The following is a 25,322-nucleotide window of genomic DNA, read 5'->3' on the forward strand; positions in this document are numbered from 1 at the left end:
GCCGCCCCGTTTGGGGCGGCACGTTTTGTTTGGGCTGCACGTTTTTGTTTTGGGAGATCCATTTGAGCCTCATAGTTATGTTCACGTTCGGGAACATAACGCCAGTTGCCTTAGCTAAGTTCACGTTCGGGAACATAGCCGTCCGCAGCGCAAGACGGCCCGGCTACTCAAAGTATTGGAACTTGTTCGTCGAGAAGGCGAACGTTACGACGAAGCCTTCGCCGGGCTCGGATGCCGCGGTGACGTCGATGCCCATCTTGGAGCACAGGCGCGCCACCAGGTAGAGGCCGATGCCCGTTGCGCGCTTGGTGGTGCGGCCGTTGTCGCCGGTAAAACCCTTCTCGAACACGCGCGGCAGGTCGGCCGCGCTCACGCCGCAGCCGTTGTCCGCGACGGTAAGCTCGATGCGTTCGCTCGCCAGGCCCTCGTCCAGCAACGCGCCCGAAAACACGATCTTTGCGCCGTCCTCGCGCGCATATTTGATGCTGTTCTGAATAAGCTGGCCTAGAATAAACTCGAGCCATTTCTCGTCGGTAAAGACCTCAAAGTCGAGGTTCTCGCACACCGGAGCCACGTGCGCCGCGATAAGCTCGCGCGCGTTGGCTTTAATCGCGCCCGTCACCAAGGTCTTGAGATCCCAACGGCGAATCAGGTAGTCGCGCTCCACGACTTCCGAGCGCGCATAGTACAGCGCCTGGTCGATATAGCGCTCCACGCGAGCCAGCTCGCGACCCAGGTCATCCACACGCGACAGGTCGTCTTCGCTGCCGTCCAGGTTTTCCAAAATCAGGTGGGCCGCCGCCAGGGGCAGCTTGGCCTCGTGGACCCAGCTCTCGATATAGTCGCGATAGTCATCGGTCTGACGTCGGCCTTCGGCAACCTCGTCGCAGGCAGCTTTGCCCACCCGGCGCAAGACCTCGTATTCGAGCTCGCCCTCGGCATAGGTCGGGCATTGCACCATCTCCTGCACCCATGCGGGACTCTCGAGCTCCTCTGCCGCGCGCTCCAACTGACGCAGAAAACGGCGACGGCGAGCGTACTCGATCACGATGCCGAGCATACCGAAGATAAAGGACACGCCAACCGCCACGACCACGATAGAAACGGGTGCGCCGGCGACCGTCAGCACAAAGCAGCTCAGCAGCACGCCGCACGTCCACACGGCGACGGGAAGCAGTGCATCTTTAAAGAACTTGCCAAACGACATAGCCGGCCCCTAGACCGAATAGCCTTGGCCGCGATGCGTGGTCAAATACCCCTTGATGCCGATTTTTTCGAGCGTGGTGCGCAGGCGGTTGATGTTGACGGTGAGCGTGTTGTCGTCCACGAAGGCATCGGAGTCCCACAGGTCCTGCATGATGGCCGAGCGCGAGACGATCTTGCCCGCGCGGCTCAGGAGCAGAGAGAGGATGCGCAGCTCGTTTTTGGTGAGCTCGGTGCTGTCGCCGGTTGCCGTGTTGGTGACCGCGGAGCGGGCGAGGTCGAGTTCCAGCCCCTTGTGGACCATGGTGCTACGCTCGCCTGCCGCCGTGGTGCGGCGCATCAGCGCGTTGATGCGCGCCACGAGGACGCGGGCGCTATAGGGCTTGGAAACGAAGTCGTCCGCGCCGAGCGTCATGGCCATGACCTCGTCGATCTCGGTCGTGCGCGACGTGAGGACGATGATGGGAACCTCGGATTCGCGACGGACTTCGTGGCAGATATGCTGGCCGTCTTTGACGGGAAGCGTCAGGTCGAGCAGTACCAAGTCGGGTGCAGCGGCCAGGATGTCACGCGAGACATGCTCGAACGACTCGCAGGCCTCGACCTCAAAACCGGCACGGGCAAGGATATCGGCAAGCTCACGACGAATGGGCTCGTCGTCCTCAACGATATAGATCAGCGCCATGGATTCCGTTCCCCCCTCTTGGTTGTCTTACTGCCATTATTGCCGCGAAGTCGCCGGTGCGCGCCTCGCGCGGCATTAAGATGACAGAACTGTTCGCGAACGAAAGCGTTCGAATCGCCCCTCGCTCGCAGCGGGCGCGGGGATCAAATGATTAAATAATCCCCGTCCCAGAAAAATCATTTAGCGGCGGGCGCGGAGCTTTTCGTAGCCTTCGGCGAAGAAGGCGACCGTGGCGGCGTCGGACTCGGCGGCATCGGTATCGTCGGCGGGGACCACGCCGTGCTCGTCGCTCACTAGGAACAGCGCGCCCTTGAGCTGAGCGGGAATGTCCACGCGCGCGACCGGGATGCCCTTGGTCTGGGCCAGCTGCTCAATAAGGGTCGCCGTGCCGCACAGGCACTCGTCCGCCGGCGCCACAAAGGCAAGCCTCCCGTCGTTGACGGCGGCAAGTAGCTCGGGCGCCACGCCGGTCTCGTCGGCCTCGGAGCGGGCCTCGGCGGAGCGGGCACGCAGCGCCTTGGCCGACGTATCGGCTAGCGGCTCGTACTCCCCCACCGTCATGGCAGCGTTGCCGTTGATGTCGATCACCAGCATGAGTACGCCGTCGCGCGCGGTGTAATCGCCCTCGGCAAGCGACCACTCAACGTGCTGTTTGGCCCAACTGAGCATGTTATGGGTAAGCGGTTCGCCCTGCACCAGACGCTCGGACAGCGCGCGGATGTGACGGTTGAGCATGGGCACCTTTTTGTTGGACATGCGCCAGCGGCAGATAAGCGCGGGCTTGTCGAGCGTGAACTTCTCGACCGCCTCCTGATTGGCGCAAAAGTCCTCGTACGCACGCTGATCCTCGGCATTGCCAAACAACTCGGCATCATCAATCTGGGGCATGGTTGTACCTTTCGTGTTAGTCATTCCGTCCTCTTATACCAAAAAGACGGCCCTCCAAACGGAGCGACCGTCTTTTGCAGAGATTATTTTAGAAGCGAGGCAGTCCAAGGGACGAGATAACATCCCATCCTCCCCAGTCAACCTAACAGGTCGGCGAGGGTTGCCCAGGTGCCGCAGATTGCCGTGAAAGAGGAGCGACGCGTACTTGGGTACGCGAGCGACGAATGAGCGGCAAGGTGCGGTGGCTGGACAAGCCGCAGCGCCACCTCCCTACTTAATGGCGGAAATGCCTGGCGCCGGTGAAGACCATCGCAATATTGTGCTCGTTGCAGGCCTGGATGCTCTCGTCATCGCGCTTGGAGCCGCCGGGCTGGATGATGCAGGTCACGCCGTGTGCGGCAAGCACGTCGACGTTGTCGCGGAACGGGAAGAACGCGTCACTTGCGCAGGCAAAGCCGCCCTTCTCCACGCCTTCGCGCTCGCAAAAGTCCTCGGCGCGTTCGCAGGCGAGCAGTGCGGAGTCAACGCGGTTGGGCTGACCCGGGCCCATGCCAATGCCGGCCTTGCCCTTGGAGACCAGGATGGCGTTGGACTTAACGCCCTTGCAGACCTTCCAGGCAAACTCGAGCTCGGCCATCTCAGCGTCGGTGGGCTTGCGGTCGGTCGGGAACGTAAAGGTCGCGGGATCCTCGGTCACGTGGTCGACCTCCTGCACCAGCATGCCGCCGTCGATGGAGCGCAGCTCCACCTGGGCACCGTGGTCCACGCCGCCGGTAGCCAGCACGCGCAGGTTGGGGCGCTTGGCCATGCGCTCGAGCGCCTCATCGGTGTAGCTCGGGGCGATGATGACCTCGACGAACTGCTTGTTCTGGTCGGCGAAGTGCTCAACCAGCTCAAAGGGAACCTCGCGGTTGCAGGCGATGATGCCGCCGAAGGCGCTCTTGGGATCGCAGGCGAAAGCGCGGTCGTAGGCGGCCGTGATGTCCTCGGCAACGGCGGAACCGCAGGGGTTCTGATGCTTGAGGATCACGCAGGCCGGCTCGTCGAACTCGCGGACCAAGTTCCAAGCGGCGTCGGCATCCAGATAGTTGTTGTAGCTGAGCGGCTTGCCCTGGATCTGCTCGGAGCCCACGAGCGGGAACTGCGAGCTCGCGGTGTTCTCGCAGCCCTCGGCAAAACGATAGACCGTGGCCTTCTGCTGTGGGTTCTCGCCATAGCGCAGGTCGTCGACCTTTTCCAGCGAAATCTCGAGCTTGGCAGAGGTGTCCGCCACGTCGCTTGCCTGGGCGGCAAGCCAACGGGAGATAGCCGTATCGTAGGCGGCGGTAGTCTGGTAGACCTTCACCTGCAGGCGACGACGGGTGGCAAGCGTGGTGCAGCCGCCGGTCTCGCGCATCTCGGCAAGGACAGCGTCGTAGTCGGCCGGGTCAGAGATGACGGTAACGCTCGCAGCGTTCTTAGCGGCGGAGCGCAGCATGGAGGGACCGCCAATGTCGATGTGCTCGATGGCATCCGCAAAGGTGACCTCGGGGTTGGCGACGGTCTTCTCGAACTCGTACAGGTTGACGACGACCAAGTCGATCAGCTTAATGCCGTGCTGAGCGGCCTCCTGCATGTGCTGCTCGGAATCGCGGCGGGCCAGCAGCGCGCCGTGAACCTTGGGGTGCAGGGTCTTAACGCGGCCGTCCATCATCTCGGGATAGCCCGTGAACTCCTCGATGGGGGTTACGGGAACGCCCGCGTCCTCGATGGCACGAGCCGTGCCGCCCGTAGAGATGATCTCGACGCCAAAGTCATCGACCAGCGTCCGTGCGAAATCGACGACACCCGTTTTATCGGTAACCGAGATCAACGCGCGTGCGATCTTCACATCAGATCCCATGCAGTCCTCCTGTCTGGTACGCCGCCGTGCTCTGTGAGTCGGTGATACGTCGATCTGCAGCGCTCGCGCAGCGGCATTGAAAATACTGATTCAATGTAGCGCATCGAGCGCATCGATGCACCCCGCAACGGGCGCATGTGCAGAAAAAGTTTGCGCGCGGAGGGGATGGGCACGGTGAGTTCATGGAACACAGGGGCACCATAATTAGATGCCAATAGCGTGGTAGAACTGTGCTCGATATGCATCCGCAAAAGAAAGAGGCACCATGGTCTCGCGGGTTCTCTACCGACCGTTTGATACCGAAGACTTCGACGCCATCGCGCTGATTCTGCAACAGCTTTGGCATAACAATTCGGATAACGATGAGTACAACCGCCTTGAGGCCGCGTGCGACCTCGCCTATTGCCTTTCGTCATCGACGTTTTCGCAGGTTGCGGTGATTGACGGTCAGGCGCGTGGCATTTCGCTCGCGCGTGCGGGACAGAGCTCCGGCGCCACCGTCAAGGAACATTGGATGGATACCGAACGCGCGCTGCTATCGCAGATGCGTGAACTGGAGCCTGATGCCTGCGCCGAGTATCTCTCGTTTGTGCGTGCAACCATCCGAACCAACAACCGCCTGCTCGAGAGCAGCCCGTTGCCGCACGACAACGAAGTCACGCTGCTCGCCGTCGATCCCGATGTCCATGGCCTGGGCGTTGGCTCGGTTTTGCTCGATGCCGCGGTCTCGTACCTGTCCTCGCGCGGGGCGACAAGGGCGCACTTGTACACCGACTCTAACTGCTCGTGGAAGTTCTACGAGCTGCACGGCTTTAAGCGCACGGCCACGCACCGCGCCAACCGCGAAGAGCGTCGTCACGACATGCCGCGCGAAAGCTTTCTCTACGAACTCGACCTAACAGCCTAGCCCAGGCAGCCACACCTAGTCATTTAAGTCTGTCCCCAATGAGTGGCCTAGGGGGTTTGTAGATAGCCCTGGTCAAAAAACATCAAATATGAGTACTGTTACCTTTTTAGTAGCAGCGATTTGGGACATTTTTGATGCTTGTAGGCATGACGACCAGCTGCATGAGCTGACGTAGCTCCCCAAATGTTCAATGAAATGGGCTCCTAACGAGAAGTACTCTCATTAGGAGCCCATTATTATGTGCAAACATATGTGACCAGCGCAGCAACAGTACTCATATTTGGCATTTTTTGTCCACTGCCCCTTGCGCGAAGGTCCTCAGCGGAAAGTTTGGCCCGTTTCGATGCACAAAAATGGGATGAATCTTCCCTGGCAACCGCCCAGAAAGATCCACCCCAAAGCAAGCGCTCACTAGAACGTTCCGCCGCCGCCTCCGCCGGCGCCGCCACCACCGCCGCCAGAGAAGCCGCCGCCGCTGCCGCCGCTCGAGCTGTCGGAGCTCGAAGCCAGCTCGCGGATGGTCTCGTGGTACACATCGTTGAACGAATCGAGTGGGGACTCGTTGCCGTAGTGATGGTAATACCACCAGTAGCAGGGGTAGTTGTCGTAGAAATCGTCGCTGTTGCGCAGGTCCGCAGGCACGGCTTCGGCCAGCTGTCGCAGCACTTCTTTCGAAACGCCCAGAGCAACGCCCATCACCAGCAGTTTGTTCCACAAGATCAGGTCGCTGGGAATGGCCTCCTTCAGGCGCGTAAAGTCCTCGAGCCAATGCTTGAGCGCCTTGCAGCGAGCCGCCACCTCGGCGCCCTCCGGCGTGTAGCGACGGAAGGTGCAGCTCAGAACAAAGCCCACGATCGTGACGGGGATCGAGATCATAGCGGCGCCGACATTGGCATCCGCAAAGTCGGTATAGATCAGAGAGCCCAGAATGCCAAAGACGATGATGATGCCGAGAACCAAGCCGGCAACCAGGGCGATGGTGCCGTCCGAGGCGATAAGCTCGCGCGTCTCCAGCTTGCCCTTAACCGTGCTCTGATAGTCCTCGAGCTTGTCGCCAACAGATTCAGTACGCTCGCTGGCATACTCCTCCAGCTCGCTAAACGTGCGTGAACGGACGCCGTCTTTATCGGGCTTAACGCCGGCGAAGAAGACCTTGAGCACATCGCGATCGATGCCGTCCTTCTTGGCAGCCTTCCAGGCCTCGTCGGTCACTGTGATGCGATACGTCTGCTCCTCTTTTTCGCGACGGAGCAGACCCTTCTTCTTGGTCTCGGTCGCTTCTTCCAGCTTGATCACGCGGTCGTCGGTGAGCTTCATAAGCGTGGCGATATATGCCTGATCGGGCACGTCGTTCCAGCTCATGAGAGCTGCAAGCACCGCGGGATGGTCGGCCGAGGGCACATCGCGGAAGTACTCGTCCTGGAAGAGCGGCTTGGGCTTGGGCCTGCGCAGCTTAAGCATCACGATCACACCGGTATAGGCAACCGCCACGACAACACACACCACGGCAATCGCGCCGGCAACCGCACGCGCGTGCTCACGGCGAGCGTTGGCCTCGTCGGCCCATTCCTTCTCTTCGCTCAGAATCGTCGACATGCGCTTTTCGCCCGAGACGGCAAGCTGCGGCACCCAGTCGTTGGGGAAGGCGATGCGTGCCTCGGCGAATTCGCCCTCATGCACGCAGGGAATGGTATAGGTGACCATGGGCTCGTCCGCATCGAGCGACACGTCGCCCGTCAGTGGGCCGTGGCCCCATGCGCGGAAGTTATCGCCCTTGACGGCAGCCGTCCCGGCAGCGGCATTTGCAAAGTAGACTTCCATCTCGACGTCATCGGAATCCGCCGACCAGCCGTCGCCGACGAATTTCCAGTAGAGCTCGGCGGTATCGGCCCAGTTCATAACCGCACCGGTCATGGAATAACTCACGTAGTAGATTGCGCTGTCGCCGCTCTCGTGAGGGCTGAACACCTTAATCTTTACGCCGTCGTCGGACTGTTCCACCGTGTAAACGCCGTCGTCGCCTTTATTTGCGCTGTCGACCTTGTTAAACGCAGTGTCGTCTTCCTCGACGCTCAGCACATTGACGACCACCGAGCCGCCTTGCTGGTTAGAGCCTGTATTGATATCCCAATACACGCCGTTAATGTCATCGTCGAAATCGAACTGGCGTCCCTCGACAACGGTCAGCGAGCCATCGGCCTCGACCGTGGCGCCGATGTAGGTTTGGCTCATGGAGTAGCCGTCGGCGTGCGCGGCGGCAGGCAGCAGCAACAACGCAAGCGCGACGAGTGCGCAGACGGAAGCGAACCGCGCAAACAGGCGGCGCTGCCGACAGGGCTGGGCAACGGGGGCGTTCATAGGCACATCCTTTGTCTGTGATACCAGTAACGCCATTGTCCCACGTTTACGGGCGCACATGACGAACATCTAGGCCAGCGGAGTATCAAACGGGACGAAAGTCACGCCCGCCGCCGGCACCTGGTGACGTTCCCTATCTGCCGGTAATCTGGAACACTCCTTGGCATAGCCCGCTCCGGCAATAGATACCACTTCATAGCTCCATCACAGGTGTAGCGGCTTTGTGTGGGCGCGGCATTCGCTGATTGAGCCGCCAGTTGAGGGGCATAAAGCAGTTGAGCGAAAACGGTTTGCCCCTTTGCCGTCCGCTTGAGGATCATGTCCCCCTTTTCCGCGGAAACCCCGGCAGTTGCGAAGAGCTGCCGGGGTTTCTGTCGTTTGAGGGCTAGATTGATTGACGACGATTAAGGCGCCGAGCCGGTGGTCCGGCACGCGCAACGTGTGGCCGCGGCAACTTGCGAGCATCGACGACGCCTCCCCTCACCTCACCCCGCGCTATACTCGTCCGCATGGATATCAACGCATGCAACATAGCAACGCCCGCCGTGGCCACGTCGACGGCGACCAACAGCAAGCTCGTCCCCGCCCCCGCGCCTGTCGTGGGCCGTTTTGCCCCGTCACCCTCGGGCCGCATGCACCTGGGCAACGTGTTCAGCTGCCTGTGCGCGTGGCTTTCGGCCCGCAGCCAGGGCGGCAGCATCGTGTTACGCATTGAGGACCTGGACGATCGCTGCAAGCGCCCCGAACTTGCCGCTCAATTGATTGACGACCTGGCCTGGCTGGGGCTGGAGTGGGACGAAGGCCCCTACTACCAGCACGACCGCCTGGACTTGTACGAGGACGCCCTGCACCAGTTGCAATACGCCGGCCTCACCTATCCCTGCTTTTGCACACGCGCCGAGCTCCACGCCGCGAGTGCACCGCACGCGAGCGACGGCACGCCCATCTACCGTGGCGCCTGCCGAAGTCTTTCGGCCGAGGAGGTGGCCCGCCGCAGCGCCCTGCGCGCGCCGGCCACACGTCTGCGCGTGCCCACCGTCGACGACCTCGCAGACGACGTGATCGAATTTGTGGATCGCACGTACGGCGCCCAATGCGAAGCACTCGCCACCGAGTGCGGCGACTTTTTGGTGCGCCGCAGCGACGGCGTGTTTGCCTATCAGCTAGCCGTGGTGGTCGACGACGCTGCCATGGGCGTCACCGAGGTCGTGCGCGGATGCGACCTGCTGGGGTCCACGCCGCGCCAGATCTATCTGCAGCACCTGTTGGGACTGCCCACGCCGCACTACGCACATATTCCGCTGCTCATGGCACCGGACGGCCGCCGCCTTTCCAAACGAGACCGCGATCTGGACCTGGGCGAACTCCGCGCCCGCTTTGGCACGCCCGAAGCGCTGCTGGGTTGGCTCGCCGGACAAACAGGCATCGCGCCGGGCACCACGCCGCGCTCTGCCGAGCAGCTGGTCGAGCATTTTAGCTGGGATGTTATCCGCAAGCACAGGGAGAACATTACCGTAACGGCTGAGTAATCAGGCACCCCACCCCTACGCAACATCCCAGGGCTGGAGTTCGTCGCCCAGGCGAACGATGCAGTCGTAGAGCACGGTATGGCGCTCGGCCGGGTTGGCATCCCGATGAAAATGCCCGTAGTACCAGCGCTTGTAGTCCAAGCGGTCCTCCAGCTCATCGAAAAACGCCGTAAGCCGATCAACGGCGGGGCAATTCCAGCCGGGCGCCGGATAAAGCGTGGGCGAAAGCATGCGCGTAGAGCAGGTGTGGGTGACCACGTAGTCGACCTTCCAGCCCACGCCGTCGAGCTTTGTCCGCGCCTCCTCAAAGTTGCGCTCGTCCGGCAGCTCCTGCGGCCACCAGCTGGAATACGGAATGCGGTATTCCTTGTCCACGCTCGTGGCGCCGCCCATGGTAAAGACCGTTGAGCCGTCGAGTTCAAAAACCTCGCCGCGCGTCAGGCGCCGTATGGGCGAGGTGTCCGACAGGCGCTGTGTCAGTCCGCCGTGCCACAACTCCATGGGTCGCTCCGCCCAGTGGTCGAAACGTTCGTGGTTGCCGTCGACGAACAGCACGGTATAGGGGCGCGACTCCAGCCAAGCGATGTCGGCGCACTCCTCGGCAGAGAAATCCCACGGAAGGCCAAAGTCGCCGGCAATGATGAGATAGTCGTCGCTCGTCAGGCTTTCCCCAAGATCCCAATCGCGCAGCTTTTGCATGTCAGCGCCGCCATGGACGTCGCCCGTCACATAGACCGTCATCGGATCACCACTTCCCTCTTATAGGTTTCGAGATCGCGCTCGACCTGCTCGTCGCCCGTGGCGTTGACCCACCACGGCCACTTAACGCAACACACCGGCTCGTCTACCTGTGCAAACCACGACTTGAGCTCCTCCAGGCTCACCGGGGCGTAGCCGTTGGCGTCCACGCCCACGTCGTAGCGCAGCAGCCCCTGCCGAAGGTTGAACTTGTTATACGCGTCGCCACAGCTGTGGATATGCCCGTGCAAATGCCAGCCGCCGTGCGACATACCCTGCCAGTCGACCATGGGATAGTGGCTCAGCACGATTTTCTGACGGTCGATCTTGAGCACGCAAATGGGCGGCTCGACGATAAAAGCATCCGCCACCGCAGGCTGCGTCCAGTCTTTATCGTGGTTGCCGGGCAGCAGATGGATGCGCTTGCATGCAATGCTTTTGCGCAACTCGTAGGCATCTTGGACCGTCATCTTAAAGCTGAAGTCACCCAAAATGTAAAGCTCGTCATCCGCAGCGACCTTGCTATTAATGCTAGCGACCATGGCGTCGTTCATCTGCCCAACAGTCGACCAAGGCCTGTCGGCGAGCCGCAGCATGTTCTCGTGCCCAAAGTGGGTATCGCTGGTAAACCAGATCATGGGGACCTCCTAACGCTCTTGCTCAAAATAGTCACTCGCCGTCTCATCCTGCCCATCGGCACATCGCGCTTCGATCGGCACGATATCTTGGTAGATAAGGCGATGCTTGTCATCGCGCCATTCATCGTCATGGTAATGGCCAAAGAACCAGGTGCGGTAGTCGAGCCGCCCGTCGAGCTCGCCCAAAAAGGCCTGCAGCGAATCGTCGTAGAACTCGCGATTGCACTCCATGCACAGCTCGTCAGCCAAATCGACCGGCGCCTCGTGCGTCACAACATAGTCGACCTTCCAGCCCGCGCGATCGAGCGAGGCGCGACAGTGTTTGATCTCGCGCTCACTCGGCATCTCCTCGGGCCACCACGTCTTTCCCTCCTGACGCCACTGTTTGTCATGGCTCGCGGCGCCACCCATGGCGAGCACCGTGGTCCCCGTGATGTCGAACACCTCGCCGCGCATCAGGTGCAGCACGTGCGGGCGAACCTCGTGAACGAGGCCCCCGTTCCACTCACGCATTGGCAGCCCCGCCAGCAGATGATGGTTCTCGTGATTGCCGTCGACAAAACACGTGGTCCAGGGCTTGGACTCAAACCAGTCGAGCCAGTATTTGTCGGTGTTCGAGCCGCTCCATATAAAGCCAAAGTCGCCGGCAACGATGACAACGTCATCGCGCGTCAGCGTTCGACCCAATGGCCAAACGCGCGACGAGAAGCGACTCGCCCCATACTCGGCAACACCGTGAACGTCTCCGGTAACGAAAATAGACATCAAACAACACCTCCGTGCTGTGCGACTCTGGACAAATCAATGGAAGAAATTGCAGGCCGGGCCGGCATCTGTATCCCTTAGGGCTTACCCTTCGTTCTTCCATCCAAACGGATCAAACACCCAAAAAACTAGATCGAGCACACTGTTGGCGGGCAGCATGTTGGGCAGGGCGTCTTGCCTCGCTTGAGTGCAGCCGCTAATGGTACGCTTGTTTTAATGGCGTTTTGAGGAAGGCTTTTGCACCCCGTAGAACGGTGGTAAATCTTGCCGTTCTTAGTGACGATTACCTTGATTTTTGAGGTATCCACGCTGCGGGGCTCGATGGGCGCAGCCACCTCTTGACGAGCTGGCGCTGTTTTCCAAGGCTTGCCTCTCGAAAAACCAAAATCGCAGAATCGATTGATATAGCTGTCGAAACATCCATCGAACAGCAACCCCGTTGCCAGACCCGCCATGAATCCGCAGGCGATCGCGGCCTCTCCTCTTATTTGCATATATCCCTCCTTAATCAATCTTGAAGAAAAAGGCGGCGCGCGCCGCAGAGCCCATGCCCCTGCGGTGCGCGCCAAAAACAGCGCGCTTCCCTGTCCCTAACGGATCAGCTGGCGGCGCTTATCGGACAGGAATACGCCGGCGGCCACCAGGACCGTGCCGCCGATCACGAAGGTCTCACCCAGCAGCTCGGACGCATCGCCCGTGGCGGGCATCGCCGTCTGCCAAGTCGTGGCCTCGGTCTTTGCCTCCGCATGCTTGGCCTGGTACGTCACTTGCGTGACGGGCTGGGTCTGCTCGCCGTTTCCGCGGTCGGCGGCCTCTTGGCGAGCGATCTCGGCGTTAAGCTCGGCAATAGCCTGGTCGAGCTCGACCTTGGCGGCGGTGTAGTTGGCGAGCGCCTCCAAGTATGCCGGCGCCACGGCATCCGTCGCAGCCACGGCGTCATCGAGTTCGGCCTTGGCGGTCGCGGCACGCTCGGCGGCATCGTGGGCCGCAGCGATCTTGGCGTTAAGTACCTCGTCCGCATCGTCAGTGCTGCCGTTGACAATGGCTTCGGCAATATTGATTCTGCGCAGGCGGGCAACCGCGGCGGCAGAGGCGTCGCGCGCGACAGTCGCATCCACCACGGCATCGTCAGCCTCCACCACGTCATACTCGGCATCGCTCACGGCCATCGCCGCTGCATCGAGCGCGGCATCGGCAGTCGCTTTGTCCCCAGTGGCCTTGGCAAGTGCTGCGGCGGCATTCTTAAGCTGAGAGGCGCGGGCGGCAGCTGCATCAGATTTTGCCTGAGCCGTTGCCACGACGACGTCGGCATCGCTTGCAGCCCGCTGCGCCATATCGAGCTCCACCTGAGTGGCAGCAGCATCGATGCCTGCCTGATCGGCATCGCCTTGGGTGGCAAGAAGTTCGGCCTCCGCCTCGCGCTGATTGGCACGCGCGCTTTCGAGTGCAGACGACGCCGCATCAAACGCACGCTGAGCAGCGGCGATATCGGCTGAGTACGCCGCTAGCTCATCCTGGGCCGCGGCAAGTGCATCCCGTTTGTCGCCAACACCGGCACGAGCGGCGTCCAGTGCGCGCTTGGCAGCAGCCACCTTGCCCTTGGCAATGTCGAGCTCGCCAGACTTGGCGGCCACGGCGTCCTGCGCTGCCGCAACAGCGGCGTTGGCAGCGCTCAAATCGGCGCGGGCATCGCTGACGGCACGCGCGGCGGCGTCAGCTGCAGCCTGCTTTTGCGCCACGGCAGCCTGGGCCTCCGAGGCCTTGGTTGCCGCGACATCAACGTTAGCGGCAGCGCGCTCAACCTGGGTTTGCTTTGCTGCAACGGCCTGCGATGCTGCACTCACCTTGCTGCCGGCATCGTCGGCAACGCCCTGCGCCACAGCAAGCTCCTTGCGTGCCGCATCCACGCCCTGCTCGGGATTTGCCAACGAGTCACACCACGCATTCAACGCAGCCTCATACTCTGCAACCGTCATCGGATTGAGGTTATACGGCTTATACCATTGACCAGAATATACAAATGTTTGCGCCTGTGTACTCCCGTACAGCGTCCCTCGCGTGCAAACGCCCATGCCCGTCACGGTGTAATCGGGGTTGATCACGTTGATGTAATGTCCGACCGAAGGGTTTGGTCCACCGTGCAGTGCGGCGTAGTTATCAATCTGGGAGCTATGCGCTGTATAGAAATCGTAAGCGGCCTTTCCCGTAAGGCCCGACGCGCCCAGCGAGGCGGCGGCAGCATCAAAGATGGCCTTCTCCTGATCGACCCACTGCTTAAACGGATTGCTTCCGTAGTTCCACGCCACATTCTCGCCCACGTTAAACTGCTGAGCGTGCGCGACCTTCGTATCGGAGAAGTTCGCGTCGGCGATGGCGGTCGCCATCATGGCATATGTCACCTTGAGCTCGCCTAGGCCAACGCTTGCGCGATACTCGTTGCACGCTTTGAGCCACACAACCGCCTGCTTCATATTGGTCAGGCTCGTCGCGTCGACTTCCTCGCCCACCTTGTTGTAGCCAGCGAGTTTGCAGTTGAGGATGATATCCGCCGCATCGTCGGCACCCACACTCTTAAAGAATGCGATGGCACCCTGGCGGTAGTTCTCCGCCGATGCATTCGCCGTTGCCTGAGCGGCATCGAGCTTTGCCTGGGCCTGAGCCACAGCCTGGTCGGCCTGCTGCTTTTGGGCCTTCGCCTGATCGAGCGCCTTGTCGGCAGCGTCTTTCTCGTCCTTGGCCGCCGAAAGCTTGGCCTGGGCATCGGCCAGCTCCGTGAGCGCACTGGCATGATCGGTCTTGGCCTGGTCAAGAGCGGCGTCGGCAGCGGTCTTGGCAGCAGCGGCGGCATCCAGCTTTGACTGGGCATCGGCAGCGGCCTGCTGCTGATCGGCAACTGCCTGCTGAGCAGTCTGAACCTCGCCCTCGGCGGCGGCAACGTCCTGCTCAGCGGCAGCAAGCTCGCTCTCGCACTTCGACTGCGCGGCCTTGGCGGCCGTCAGCGCTTCGGACGCAGCAGCCACCTTTGCCTTGGCGGCCTCGTACTCCGGGCCCGCGGCGCCCTGCTCGGCTCGATCCAGATCGGCCTTGGCCGCGTCATAGCTCGTCTGCGCGGCATCCACGTCCGCATCTGCCGCGGCCTTTGCCTGCTGAGCTGCCGAAAGCTTGCCCTGCGCGTCCTGCTGCTTGGCAGCGGCGGCAGTGGCAGCGTCTTGAGCATCCGAGAGCTTGGCCTGCGCATCAACGACCTGCTGCTTCGCCTGTTCCAGGTCACTCGCAGCCTGCCCTGCGGCAGCCTGGGCGGCAGCTACAGCCTCGGGCGTAGCATCGGATGCAGCAGCCTGTGCGGCCTCAAGCGCAGACTGGGCATCACGGGATGCCCTCTGGGCAGCAGTCAGGGCTTCATCCTTGTCCGCCAGCTCCTTCTTGGCAGCATCGAGCGCAGCCTGAGCGTCCTCAAACGCCTTGACATCCTGATCGGCCTTGTCCTGCGCAGCGCCCAGCTGCTTTTCCAACTCGGCCGAAGCAGCGGAGGCCGCGCTATCGCTCGCACCGCGGGCCGCGTCATAGGCGCCCCGCGCCTGCTGCTGGTTGACGGCGGCAGCATCGTAGGGAGCGGCAGCCGCTTCCAGATCGGCCTTGGCGGTAGCAGCTTTAGCGCGCGCCGCATCAACTGCAGCCTGCAGGTCGGCGACCTTTTGCGCTGCAGACACGGCACCCGCGCCAGTACCGGCGGCCGCAGCGCTCGTCAGCGGCGACATCACCGCAGCCGTTGCGCCCGCGGCGCCAATGCCATCCGCACCCTGCGCCGCCGCGGTCAGAGGCGACAGCAGCGAGCCGCCCGTCATGGCAATCGTCGCCGCAGCAACCGTCGCCACGCGCCCAGCCGCCCTGGCCTTACCCAAGGCCTTGCCGTTCATGTCCTTGTTCATGTTCTTGCTCATTGCCGATTCCTTCCCACGGTGAGCCGTTGTTTGACACAGATAGTCGATCTAACTTGCCCCGCTAAAAAGAGGTGATAACGGGGTAATTAAATTGAGCGAATTGAATCGTGATGAAACTAATCTCCGCAAAAGCCAAACTCATAGTTCCGCTCGCGCTCAATCTCATCTAAATACTCGAGTTCTTCGCCGCATGGCTTCTCTTCATCTAGAAATACAAGCCCGTTCTCTGCGCGAGAACCGACAGTGCAACCAAGGATAGTCTCGAGATTAATGTAACTACTATTATCGTTGTTAAAGGAGAAACTGCTGGTGCTCATGCTCAAGTCCCGTCTACATAAACTCAAATTGCTGTGCTTGGCCTCTTTTAGAGACCCCATCTCATACGCTATGACTGCAGTATATGCGCTCCGCTTGTATGTTGCAAGAACAATTTTATTTTTCTAACGCATATAACGGATGTTCATTTCTGTAAACCGCCTCGCTCTCCCCCGCCGCTCCCTCACTTGTTTTGTTACATGTGTTGAATACCATCCCGTACGGACAAAATCTCACGCAGGGCGGTTAAGACAGTGGCGTCCATGCCACCAGAGAAAATAGAAGAAAGGAAAGAGAAGCAGTCGGCGATTACTCGCACGAAGCGAGCAGCTTCTCAAGATCACACTCCAATGCCTCACGCTCCTCAACGTCCATCACTGCAAGGGCGACACGCATCAGGGACACCTCGGCGGCAAGCTCCTTAACCTGGTCGGGGCGTTTGCTAAAGTGGTCGTAAATCCGCAGGGCCTCCCCGGCCGCCAAGTACTGCCACTTTTCCAACGAAGGCTTTTCGGACCTGCTCATGGCATCGACCCACTCGCCAAGACCCTGAAAACCGTTGCCCGTAGTCGTGCCGTTCATAACCACATCGAGCGGGCTCAGCAAGCAATCGGGCGTTTTTTTGTACACCAATTTGGTGAGCGTAAGCACCTGGGCAAGGTTGCGATACTGTTCCTTGTCGGCATAGAGCACGTCGTTGTAGCAGGCGCAGGCCTTAAGCAGCTCGTGGGCGGCAATGCGCTCCGGCCCATCAAACGGAACGCCGCGCAACAACACCCCAGCAAGATCGAATGCCTTGCCGCCCTGCACGATCTTGTCGAGCGCCGAGCCGTCCACCAAATCCGCCAGCCAAGCAAACTCAGGCTGATACGGCTTATGCTCGTCCTCGTCCTCATGCTCCATCCAGTTGCTCACCAGCGCAAGGGCTTCAATCTCTCTCCCGTTCAGAAAGGGCGAATTCTTCCCCATCTCTTCCCGCAAAAATCCCCGCGGCTCATGAGAGTGCTCGTACGCAACCGCAAGCTCCCCGTCGCTCACGACCAAGGTCGCACGGGAAATATAGGTATCTTCCCGCATGTCCCTCCAGGCGTACATCATAAGGGGACGCAGCTGACGGAGCATGCCGCGCGCGCCGGCACCTTCCTTAACCGCGCGCTTCGCCGCAAGGCGAGCAGCATCTGCCATCAGCTCCATCTTGGCGCCATTTCCCATCATGTTGTTGTACTTGGGCAGGTACTGTTCATACGCAATCTGGACCAGATCGTCCACGCTCAAGGCGTTAAAGTTAATCACCGAGCCAATGCGCCCGCACAGCTCGGACATAATACCCCAAGTCTCAACATCCTCGATGGTCGCACTGTCTCGCAGCTCGTTTGCCGATTTTGCGGCGGTGCGCACGGCGGCATACGAGGATCCGAAGCCGACCGTGGTGCCAGACTTGTCACTCAGGCGCTTGCGCACCAGAGCATCCAAGCCCATAAAGGCGCCGCCCAAAATGCAAACAACCTGATCGAGGTTGAGCGTCTTAATAGCCGCACTCTTGGAGGTATCACATTCAAACGGCATCTCCCCGCCTTCCAAGAGCTTAAGGAACGACTGCGATGGACTAAAGCTCGATGCAACTTCGCCCCCATCGGGCTCGGCACGAACCGCCTTGTCAAACTCGTCAAAGAGCACCAAGCAAATTTCGCCGGGATTGGCAGCCTGATAGTCCGCGACCTGCGACAGGCAGTTGCTCATGCTGGCACCGCGCCAGCCCTCGCCCGTCATGGTGGAGACATCGAACACGAACAGTTTGAGCCCCGCGGCATCTGCCACGGCCTTGATGGTGTGGGTTTTTCCCGTGCCGGTGGAACCCATCACCAAAATGGCAGCGGGCGAAAGAACGTCGCGCGGGTCGGCGCCGCGTGCCAACATCACGCAGCGGTTGACCTCAAAGCTCAGCGCCGTCACAAAGGCCTCCAAGCTTCCTTCGTGGCCAATAACACTCTGACGCGTCTGCTCCACCAGACGCGTAGGCGCAATTCGATTGAGCAAGTCCTGGTAGCGATCGATGTTTCGATACTGCTTCTGAGTCATGGGCGCCTTCCTTTCCATATTGGTTTTCTTTCCTTCGATGTGGGCCGAGCCCTTAAACCACTACAGTGCCAGCGATGTCGCCGACTCCAGATAGATCACGTTGCCCGGCTGGGTAAAGACCGGAATGTGGTAGAGCAGCTGCAAAATGCCCTGCTTGAGCAGCGGAAACAGTGTGGGATGCAACACTTCGTACATCAGGGCACCAGCCATAAGAGCGGTAAGTACGGCAAGCAGCAGAAGCTTTTGAGCGTTAGAGAATACCGACATGGTCGTTCCTTTCTTTATGCGAGATATTTGGATTGCGTTGTGGGTTAGCGACTCATAGCGATGGCAATGCCAATAACCGTGATAACCACGGGGATCGCAAGCGATGCGAACACAATCCCGGCAAAAAGGCCTACCACCACCGCGCACACGACGATGACCAGTGCTGTGGGCACAAGCGCGAGCAGAGGAGTAACCACGCAGGCAGATGCAAAGCGAAGCCCGTGGAACAAGCACTCATGAGGGAATAAAGCCTTGAGAACTCCTTCGACAATTCGCCACTCGACAATCGTTCCGACTGTTAAGACAACAGCCCAAAGCAGATAATCATTGGCGCGGGAATCCGAAGCCATCTTTCCGGTAACGCCAGCCCACCAATCAAATGCGGCGGCACAGCCCAGCAAACAGACGATCGCGCAGACGACGGATGCAAATGCGCCCGCACCCTCAATTGCACCGAGCAGCTCGCACATGTCGGATTCGCGCTCTCCCGTTAACAGCACAATCCATTTGTGGGCAAGCGCCGCAACGACCGCCACGCCCAGCACAACCCAGTACGCCCTAAACGCCACCAGGCGCCACGAATGGAGCGGAATCACCGTGTTGCCCTCGCCAATCTCGAACATAAAGCCGCCGAGCCACGTCGTCAGCAAGCACATCATGTCGACGGCGACAACGTACAGCACAACCGCAAAGAGGGTTTGCAGAATCATGCCGAAAATATTCACTGTTGTTGGCTTCTTGAGAGCGTCTGGCTCGATCCTATACGTGTCGTATCCGTTCATTAGCTGTCCTTTCGTTGCTGAAACAACTAGTTGGTTTATCCACTGTAGCTTGATACAACTAGGAGATATGCAAATCTCTTAGTGTTAGTATCTAGCGAAATATTACCCAATGCGTACGGCCTCATACGCACCATTCGATTTTTTTCTTTTTCATTTGAGTGCCCCGTCTGAAAAACGCCGCAACTGCTCTTCTTGTAGACTGAAGGCAATTGAGCCGCGACGGGCCAGTCAGCGAACCGCGCAATATAGGGAATATGCAGGAGGTGCGCATGCTCAAAACTAAAGCAGAATTTGCAACTCTTCGCTTAAACGAAGATCTCAAGCCATATATGAGCCGATATCTATCGGATCTTGTGTCTCATATGGTCGAGAAATATCAGCCTTCGTCGAGAACGAAAAGGCTCATTGAACTGTGCTGTCGCGATTTTGAGTTTTCGAGCGAGCACGTCGATGGCCCCTCGTGGTCTGTTTTGGGGATTGACCTCAAGCGACCTTCGGCCGCCTCGTTTGAGTTTGAGGACCGCGTTTACAACGAAGCAACCGACGAATGGGATTATGTGCCCGCTTGCGTTTGCAAAAACCGAGTCAAAGTCCCGACGTCGACGTTTACTGCCATCGAAGAGAATATCTTTTTATACGACTACGAGCAGGACGCAGCCTCTCACACGTACGAATCAGCACTCATTTACTGCAGGCCCCCCGAGCTACGACCGCTATCCCAATTCCCGGCATCTATCGATGCGGCAAATGCGCGAGTCCTGGATTTCCTCAGAACGCGCTCGAAGCAGCTGCAACGCAGCGCAGGCATCCCCGATCTGCTTTCGGTCACTGAGTGGTACTACATCTTTCTTGCGGCATCCATTGCCTGCTCTCAGTCCCATGCCACGGCCGTCATTCAGATTTCGGACCGTCTGTTCAATCTGGCGCGAGCCGTAGATGGACGTCGCCTTCTTTGTGACCTCGGCCTGCTAAAGAGCATTGTGCTTCTTCCCAACACCATTGCCAAAAAGGCCGAGGGTCGCGCGCTGCTCTTTATTGGCGACGGCGAGCCCAATGATCCGTATTTCCTTTTTGACGGCAGGAGCTTTGACGACAAGCAAATGACCGATGAGATTCTGCACCAGCTCCTCGATTCCGTCGACCGAGCCTACGGCGATCAAAAGAATCCAGTCTATTGGCATCGGCTCGAGGATCAGGGCAACGGCATCTATCCCCTATTACCCAATACAAAGAGCGGATCGTTCGACGAGAGAATGTTCATCCCCCTTGGGTCGCTAGCGCCAATCTACCGCGGCACCGCCCGCAGCGTTGTAACCAAACTGCCCGAATCAGATCCGACAGACAGTTACCAACAGCACGACTGCTACTACCTGTCGCTAAAGCATCTTCATGATGGCGCAATCATTGCCGCAGAAGATGTACTTGAGCGTGTCCCCGATACAGATATCTACGATGTAAGCCGTGTAGACTACGAAGATTTTCGGAAGGCCAAACCGATCGACGCCCGCGAGGCGAGCCTTCTCATATCACGCGTCGGGCCTCCATTCAAGCTTGCCCTCATCACGCCAGGCCACTTTTCTGTCGGTTCTGAGCGCCCCGTGGAGCGCGGTCTTTTGTTTGAGAGCATTGTCCCCTGCGACGCCATGTTCTGCGCTACCTTTGAGGACGAGCTGCTTGCCCAGTTTGTCCTGGCATACCTGTCGTCCGATGAGGGGCAGAAGAAACTGGCGGACACCTCGCACGGAGACGCGCTTGTGCAACTTGCCCCAATGGACCTGCGAAGCATGACCGTGCCTGTTCCCGGGCGAGCGGAGCAGGAGCGCTACGCGCTAGAGTACGAAGCAAAGCAGCGCGCCTACGAGGACGCCCTTAAGCAGGCGGAACATTACGCTGCGAGCAAGGGAACGATGTAGCGACCGAGGCCGGCAGACTGTCCGGACTTTTGCCGACAGTCTGCCGATCAGGCACGCCGTTCAGCGCAGCAGCTAGAGATCCTCAACAGACTTCGAACTGGCTTTGGCCGCCTCTTCGCCCGCGATCAGGTCCCTAACCGTTATATACGCACTGTACGTAGCATCTTCAATCTTTTCCATAACATCAGGGTCGCAAGTTCCCCAAATATCTTTGAGAACTCGAGCCAATCCCCAAGCAGCGCTGAGCAGGACGTCAACGTCCTTTAGATCTAAGTGGCTGACCGTAAAGGGACAGTACTCGCACTCCAACAGATAGGTGTCAACAGCCTCAATTGTCTCAGCCACATACTGCTCAAGATCGGGATGGGGATGGAAGGCGCACAGCGCCTTGTGCGGATCGGTCGGCTCAATCCAATACAGCGTTGTCGCTTCCTCGCATTTCTCGAGCGGATAACGCTCAGCTGCCTTCTCCCAGCTTTCATACCAGGGATCGGCATCGCCGTCCGTCATCGACCTGCAAAGATTAATCGCCGCAGAAACAGTCGCACACGAATATCTATAGCTGGCGTCTTTCTTAAACTCATCATTGAGCTCGACGTCACCAGACAGCTCCGCCTCCATGATAAGGAACGGACCATCCTCATCCGTAATGCTTATGGGATAGTTGTTGCACTCATAGCCCGGATACATTTTGTCTCCAATCAATCGTTCGGACACATTAACAAGCAATATCGAAACCGCGCTCACGCGGAGGACCGTCGTCCTCGCACCAACCTGCAAGTTTTTCTCATCGCATGAAAAGAACTTGCGATTCTTGCAAGTTTTTCTCACGCGGTGACAAGAACTTGCATGGTCGCCCCGCTACCTGCGCCACGAGGCGGCAAGGATAACGGGAAGCCCGGCGATGCACACCACTAAGGCCACGGCTGCGAACGCAAGCACGATGGCCACGCTCACGACGACATAGGCCACGGTAATGAAGGCCAGCGCCAGCAGGCAGGCAAGCAGCTCGGCCACGTAGCACAACACCAGGTTCGAGCTCGCGCGCTTCAGCAGAACGTCGGCGAGGCGGACCAGCTCGACGGCAAAGCCGCTGCCGAAATTGCGTCCGGGGCCCTTGGCAAGGAACCACTTGAACAGGCACATCAGGGCGCAGCCCAGCATCATCATGATGGAAACGGTCCATGCATTGTGCCCCGTCTCGACAAGGCTCTGGTCGCCCACCGCGCTGCCGTTGACGAGCCAGGCCGTTCCATAGCCCATGAACAGCATCGCCAGCAGCAGGCAGGCGCTCACCGCGGCGAGAGAGCGCGACACGCGCCCGCTGAACACCGGAGCCTCGCAGCTGAGCCCAAGGCCCTCGCGAACACGCCAGGCGGCATGGTAGGCAGGGTAGGCCGCGATGAGCGCGGCCACGAGCAGCGACGCCCAATCGGACCCGGGCACAGCCGACGCGTACTCCGCAATCGCGGAGATGGAGAAGGCAGCATGGAACGACTCGTTCAGAAACAGCGCGACCTCGCCCTTCCAGACGCAAAACGGGGCGGCGACGGAGGCGGTGCCGGCAGCGGCAACCGCAGCAACGGCAACGAGCAGCGCGCCCTGCACGAGTTTGACGACCTCGTCTTTGGCGGTGCGGGACGCAGGCTCAACGGCGCTGGACGAAATTTGAATAGAAGTGTTCATGTTTTCCTTTCAACAGAAATCAAACCGGAATCGCCGGCAACTAGGATGCAGCCTCTAGTCGGCTCCGATTAGAGATTGTTCGCCCACATTGATACCAAGTCGTGCGGACACACTAACAAGCGATATCGAAACCGCGATCTCGTGGAGAGCTGTCGTCCTCAATCCATTCGAGCCCGACGCACTCATCGATCCCTGCATCGGGAACTGACGACCATCTGAACTCGAAACCAAGCTGGTCAAGCTCATCGACTCGCCCACGGATCACTCCGTAAACATCCAACGCATTCTCGAAATCCTCCGAAGACGCGTAGCCTCGCTCGCACTGCCTGCGCATCTGATGCAAGCGACCCATGGCGGCGGCGATAATCTCGCGAAGAGCGATAACCTCGCGCTCGCATACATCAATGTTTCCTTCGTTGAGCTCGATGCGATCGGACATAACGGCCTCCCTGGTTTTAACCCTTTTCGCTTGACTCCATTGAACAACCGCAAACAGCCGCGTAATATGACTTTTATCGCGTTTTAAATTTTGGCTGTTTGGAGCATCAATGCATAAGTCCGAAAAAGAAGCATTTAGCTGGGGTTTTGAGGCTGGTTTTCTTCGCTCCCCTGTCAATCCCCGTATGCTACTTCTTAACAGGACGCCGGAGATTGATTGTGCCGGCGACGGAAACACATCCGGCAATGCAAGCGCATGGAGTCTCGTCTCCATAGCCAACGACCTATTGCGCGTCGACTTAAGCTCGCTTTTCAACGAAATCGGGGGGCACTTTCGTAAGCGAGCAAACCAGCGCTTTTATATTGATTTGCAGAACGCCATGCGCCAGTCCTCTGCTGCTCTCCACCATGCGCAACACGCTTCGATAGACTGTGCAGCCGAGCAAGACTATGACGATCGGCTCGATCCAGACGATCCCGACCAAGAGCCCACCCAAGCAGAATTGAACGAAGCTGAAATCGCTATCAACCTTCAAAAACAAAAGGAACGCGACCTCGATTTCTTTGCTCCGATATTCGACAAAGCCATTACAAGCCATGCACACGGAGAGATTTCCGGCATGGCCAGATATCTCCTTAAAAATGTCTGTAGACAGTGTGTCATGAACATCACGGCGATTCCCGACTATCGCTATTACAGCTGCTGGATGAACAACAACGCTATTGAGTGCGACGAGATCAACCGCCTGTACCGCGCGGTGATTACAACATCGGACCAACTCAACAAGCAAGAAATGGCGTCCCTCTTCAGCTCCTATCTCCAGCTCGAGTCGAACGACATGAGCATTAACGCTACCAACGGCGAGACCAATCTAACAGCACCGGTGCCGTATGACCGCGACAATCCTATACGCAACTTTCCCAAGGCGAAATCTCAGATAGAAACAGCTTGCGTCTGCACCAATATCGATCTCTTTCGAGCGCTTCTCATTGTTTTTTATCAGGAATGTCTGGAGCTTACCCCGCTGCTTAAAAACACCGAGGCACCTAGCCTGCTCGCGCAAAACGAAGAGTTTTTCCCAGCCGCCATCAAAACAAGCGACCCGCGACAATTTCGATTATTCGATGAGCAGCTGCCGGCAATCATCCGCTTTGGCGAAGCTTTTGTATACGCAGCCAAAAAACACTTGCCCGGAAACGAAACGGCCCAAAAGCTCGAAGAGCATTTGAATGGAATAAAGCGCATGAACAGCGCCCCCTTTATGCAGGCGTTTCGTAAAAACTATCTCGAAGCTATGCGCGAGAACCAGATCTTCGCAAATGGAGACTTCCATACGCATGCAGAGCTTAACGACCAGGAAAACCTCAATAGGCTCGTTGGGCTTCAAGCCGTTATTTCAAAGGCAGGAGAGCTCTACTTCACCGAAGAGGAATGGTCCTTTGCAAGCCTTTATGCCCGCATCCTTCACGAGCTGCTGCTGTGCGGCATTATGCCGATAGCATGCCAAACCTGCGGTTCGCTCTTTTTTCCGACCGGTCCTAACAGCAAGTACTGCGATCGATATAACGCGGCGACCAAGCTCTATTGCAACCCGCGCTTTAACGCCAAGAAGCATCTTGGTCGTAAATCGCCCCGCGATGTCGCGCTTAATATACAGAGAAAGACCGAAACGGCATATGAAAAGGGCCTAACGGATTGTGCCCACTATTTTGAGCGCCTCGGCAGCTTTGTCCTCGATGGTCTTGGCCCAGCATACCAAGCGAACGACCTCATTTCCGATGAGCTCTATAGGACGTGGCTGTCTATCGTCAACCAGCCCAATTGTAGAGCGAAAATCAAGCGGCCGGATAGGCTCGAGTATCCATACCCCGTGCTGTGGTACGGATTTGTCCGCGATGGCAATCGGTATGTACAAGTCGAGTTTCCTGGAGCCGAGTACCCGACGCTTTTTGAATGTTTGAGCCAGCTCGCCGAAAGCCCACAATCAAAGTGCACACTGGATTACAAGGGGCCAGATGAGCATCCATACAGCTCATGGCATGTAAAACTGCACATGTTGTTGGAGATCATTGTACAGATAAATAACGCCGACCACGTGGCGAGGCCCATTCCATTGCTTGGAATCGATGGGCCCGAATATGTCTGGACTGACCCGACCGTCCAAGACACATGGAGCACGCCCGACGCATGCATCTACAGCACCGGAACGATCGATGACCTCAGCTTTACCGTGTATACAAAGGGATATGACCCGGAAAAGCAAGACTGAGCTTGATGCCGCGGCTTTCTACGTGTCCGCGAACAGAT

At 58.9% G+C, this 25,322-nt stretch carries 20 protein-coding genes; 4 read left to right on the forward strand and 16 right to left on the reverse strand.

The annotated features are described in order from the left end of the window. Positions 1-163: 163 nt before the first annotated feature. From DXD56_RS05025 to purH, 4 genes are all read right to left on the reverse strand, one after another. Positions 164-1,207, reverse strand: a complete 1,044-nt coding sequence (locus tag DXD56_RS05025; protein ID WP_117640390.1) for a sensor histidine kinase — start codon at positions 1,205-1,207, stop codon at positions 164-166. 9 nt (positions 1,208-1,216) lie between these two features. After that, positions 1,217-1,888: a response regulator transcription factor gene (locus tag DXD56_RS05030; RefSeq protein ID WP_117640391.1), complete on the reverse strand. Its 672-nt coding sequence runs from the start codon at positions 1,886-1,888 to the stop codon at positions 1,217-1,219. Between the two features lie 180 nt (positions 1,889-2,068). Further along, the gene (locus DXD56_RS05035; RefSeq protein ID WP_233524937.1) at positions 2,069-2,776 is read right to left on the reverse strand and encodes a hypothetical protein; all 708 of its coding nucleotides are present in this window, start codon (positions 2,774-2,776) and stop codon (positions 2,069-2,071) included. A gap of 274 nt (positions 2,777-3,050) precedes the next feature. Continuing rightward, complete coding sequence (gene purH / locus DXD56_RS05040) at positions 3,051-4,658, reverse strand: bifunctional phosphoribosylaminoimidazolecarboxamide formyltransferase/IMP cyclohydrolase (protein ID WP_117640392.1); 1,608 nt, start codon at positions 4,656-4,658, stop codon at positions 3,051-3,053. Between the two features lie 265 nt (positions 4,659-4,923). On the opposite strand from purH, the gene DXD56_RS05045 reads away from it, so the two are divergent. After that, on the forward strand, positions 4,924-5,565 hold the full coding sequence (locus tag DXD56_RS05045) for a GNAT family N-acetyltransferase (protein WP_117640393.1): 642 nt from the start codon (positions 4,924-4,926) through the stop codon (positions 5,563-5,565). A 411-nt stretch (positions 5,566-5,976) separates the two neighbouring features. On the opposite strand, the gene DXD56_RS10035 is transcribed toward DXD56_RS05045, so the two are convergent. Next, complete coding sequence (locus tag DXD56_RS10035) at positions 5,977-7,923, reverse strand: DUF2207 domain-containing protein (RefSeq protein ID WP_158549335.1); 1,947 nt, start codon at positions 7,921-7,923, stop codon at positions 5,977-5,979. 509 nt (positions 7,924-8,432) lie between these two features. On the opposite strand from DXD56_RS10035, the gene gluQRS reads away from it, so the two are divergent. Continuing rightward, the gene (gluQRS, locus tag DXD56_RS05060; RefSeq protein WP_255413181.1) at positions 8,433-9,452 is read left to right on the forward strand and encodes a tRNA glutamyl-Q(34) synthetase GluQRS; all 1,020 of its coding nucleotides are present in this window, start codon (positions 8,433-8,435) and stop codon (positions 9,450-9,452) included. Between the two features lie 15 nt (positions 9,453-9,467). Here gluQRS and DXD56_RS05065 read toward each other — a convergent pair whose 3' ends face one another. The 8 genes from DXD56_RS05065 to DXD56_RS05100 all read right to left on the reverse strand — a co-directional run bounded on the left by DXD56_RS05065 (position 9,468) and on the right by DXD56_RS05100 (position 18,977). Further along, a complete protein-coding gene (locus tag DXD56_RS05065) occupies positions 9,468-10,193 on the reverse strand; it encodes a metallophosphoesterase (protein WP_117637086.1) in 726 nt (241 codons plus the stop codon). Then, positions 10,190-10,828 carry a metallophosphoesterase gene (locus DXD56_RS05070; RefSeq protein ID WP_117637087.1) on the reverse strand — a complete coding sequence of 213 codons (639 nt, stop codon included), beginning with the start codon at positions 10,826-10,828 and terminating at the stop codon, positions 10,190-10,192. Before DXD56_RS05070 ends, DXD56_RS05065 begins: the two co-directional genes overlap by 4 nt. A gap of 9 nt (positions 10,829-10,837) precedes the next feature. Next, positions 10,838-11,593 (reverse strand): metallophosphoesterase, encoded by a 756-nt coding sequence (locus DXD56_RS05075; protein ID WP_089572443.1) that lies wholly within the window; start codon positions 11,591-11,593, stop codon positions 10,838-10,840. A 128-nt stretch (positions 11,594-11,721) separates the two neighbouring features. Then, a complete protein-coding gene (locus tag DXD56_RS09960) occupies positions 11,722-12,087 on the reverse strand; it encodes a hypothetical protein (protein ID WP_117799814.1) in 366 nt (121 codons plus the stop codon). Positions 12,088-12,183: 96 nt separating this feature from the next. Next, positions 12,184-15,534: a CAP domain-containing protein gene (locus tag DXD56_RS05080; RefSeq protein ID WP_117640395.1), complete on the reverse strand. Its 3,351-nt coding sequence runs from the start codon at positions 15,532-15,534 to the stop codon at positions 12,184-12,186. Positions 15,535-16,158: 624 nt separating this feature from the next. Beyond that, complete coding sequence (locus DXD56_RS05090; protein WP_158549337.1) at positions 16,159-17,928, reverse strand: AAA family ATPase; 1,770 nt, start codon at positions 17,926-17,928, stop codon at positions 16,159-16,161. A 60-nt stretch (positions 17,929-17,988) separates the two neighbouring features. Further along, a complete protein-coding gene (locus DXD56_RS05095) occupies positions 17,989-18,195 on the reverse strand; it encodes a hypothetical protein (protein ID WP_117637090.1) in 207 nt (68 codons plus the stop codon). Between the two features lie 44 nt (positions 18,196-18,239). After that, positions 18,240-18,977, reverse strand: coding sequence for a hypothetical protein (locus DXD56_RS05100; protein WP_117640397.1), 738 nt, complete (start codon positions 18,975-18,977; stop codon positions 18,240-18,242). Positions 18,978-19,186: 209 nt separating this feature from the next. Here DXD56_RS05100 and DXD56_RS05105 point away from each other — a divergent pair, with 209 nt between their 5' ends. After that, the gene (locus DXD56_RS05105; protein ID WP_147325179.1) at positions 19,187-20,890 is read left to right on the forward strand and encodes a hypothetical protein; all 1,704 of its coding nucleotides are present in this window, start codon (positions 19,187-19,189) and stop codon (positions 20,888-20,890) included. A gap of 72 nt (positions 20,891-20,962) precedes the next feature. Here DXD56_RS05105 and DXD56_RS05110 read toward each other — a convergent pair whose 3' ends face one another. The 3 genes from DXD56_RS05110 to DXD56_RS05120 all read right to left on the reverse strand — a co-directional run bounded on the left by DXD56_RS05110 (position 20,963) and on the right by DXD56_RS05120 (position 23,015). Continuing rightward, positions 20,963-21,637 carry a hypothetical protein gene (locus DXD56_RS05110; protein ID WP_147325180.1) on the reverse strand — a complete coding sequence of 225 codons (675 nt, stop codon included), beginning with the start codon at positions 21,635-21,637 and terminating at the stop codon, positions 20,963-20,965. A gap of 114 nt (positions 21,638-21,751) precedes the next feature. Beyond that, positions 21,752-22,576 carry a hypothetical protein gene (locus DXD56_RS05115; protein WP_117640400.1) on the reverse strand — a complete coding sequence of 275 codons (825 nt, stop codon included), beginning with the start codon at positions 22,574-22,576 and terminating at the stop codon, positions 21,752-21,754. A gap of 112 nt (positions 22,577-22,688) precedes the next feature. Continuing rightward, positions 22,689-23,015, reverse strand: a complete 327-nt coding sequence (locus DXD56_RS05120; RefSeq protein WP_117640401.1) for a hypothetical protein — start codon at positions 23,013-23,015, stop codon at positions 22,689-22,691. Positions 23,016-23,124: 109 nt separating this feature from the next. Between DXD56_RS05120 and DXD56_RS05125 the strand changes: the two genes are divergently transcribed. Beyond that, positions 23,125-25,284, forward strand: coding sequence for a hypothetical protein (locus DXD56_RS05125; protein ID WP_147325181.1), 2,160 nt, complete (start codon positions 23,125-23,127; stop codon positions 25,282-25,284). Positions 25,285-25,322: the final 38 nt, after the last annotated feature.

The sequence above is a fragment of the Collinsella sp. TM06-3 genome (genome assembly GCF_003436395.1).
In the GTDB taxonomy this organism is placed as follows: Bacteria; Actinomycetota; Coriobacteriia; order Coriobacteriales; family Coriobacteriaceae; genus Collinsella.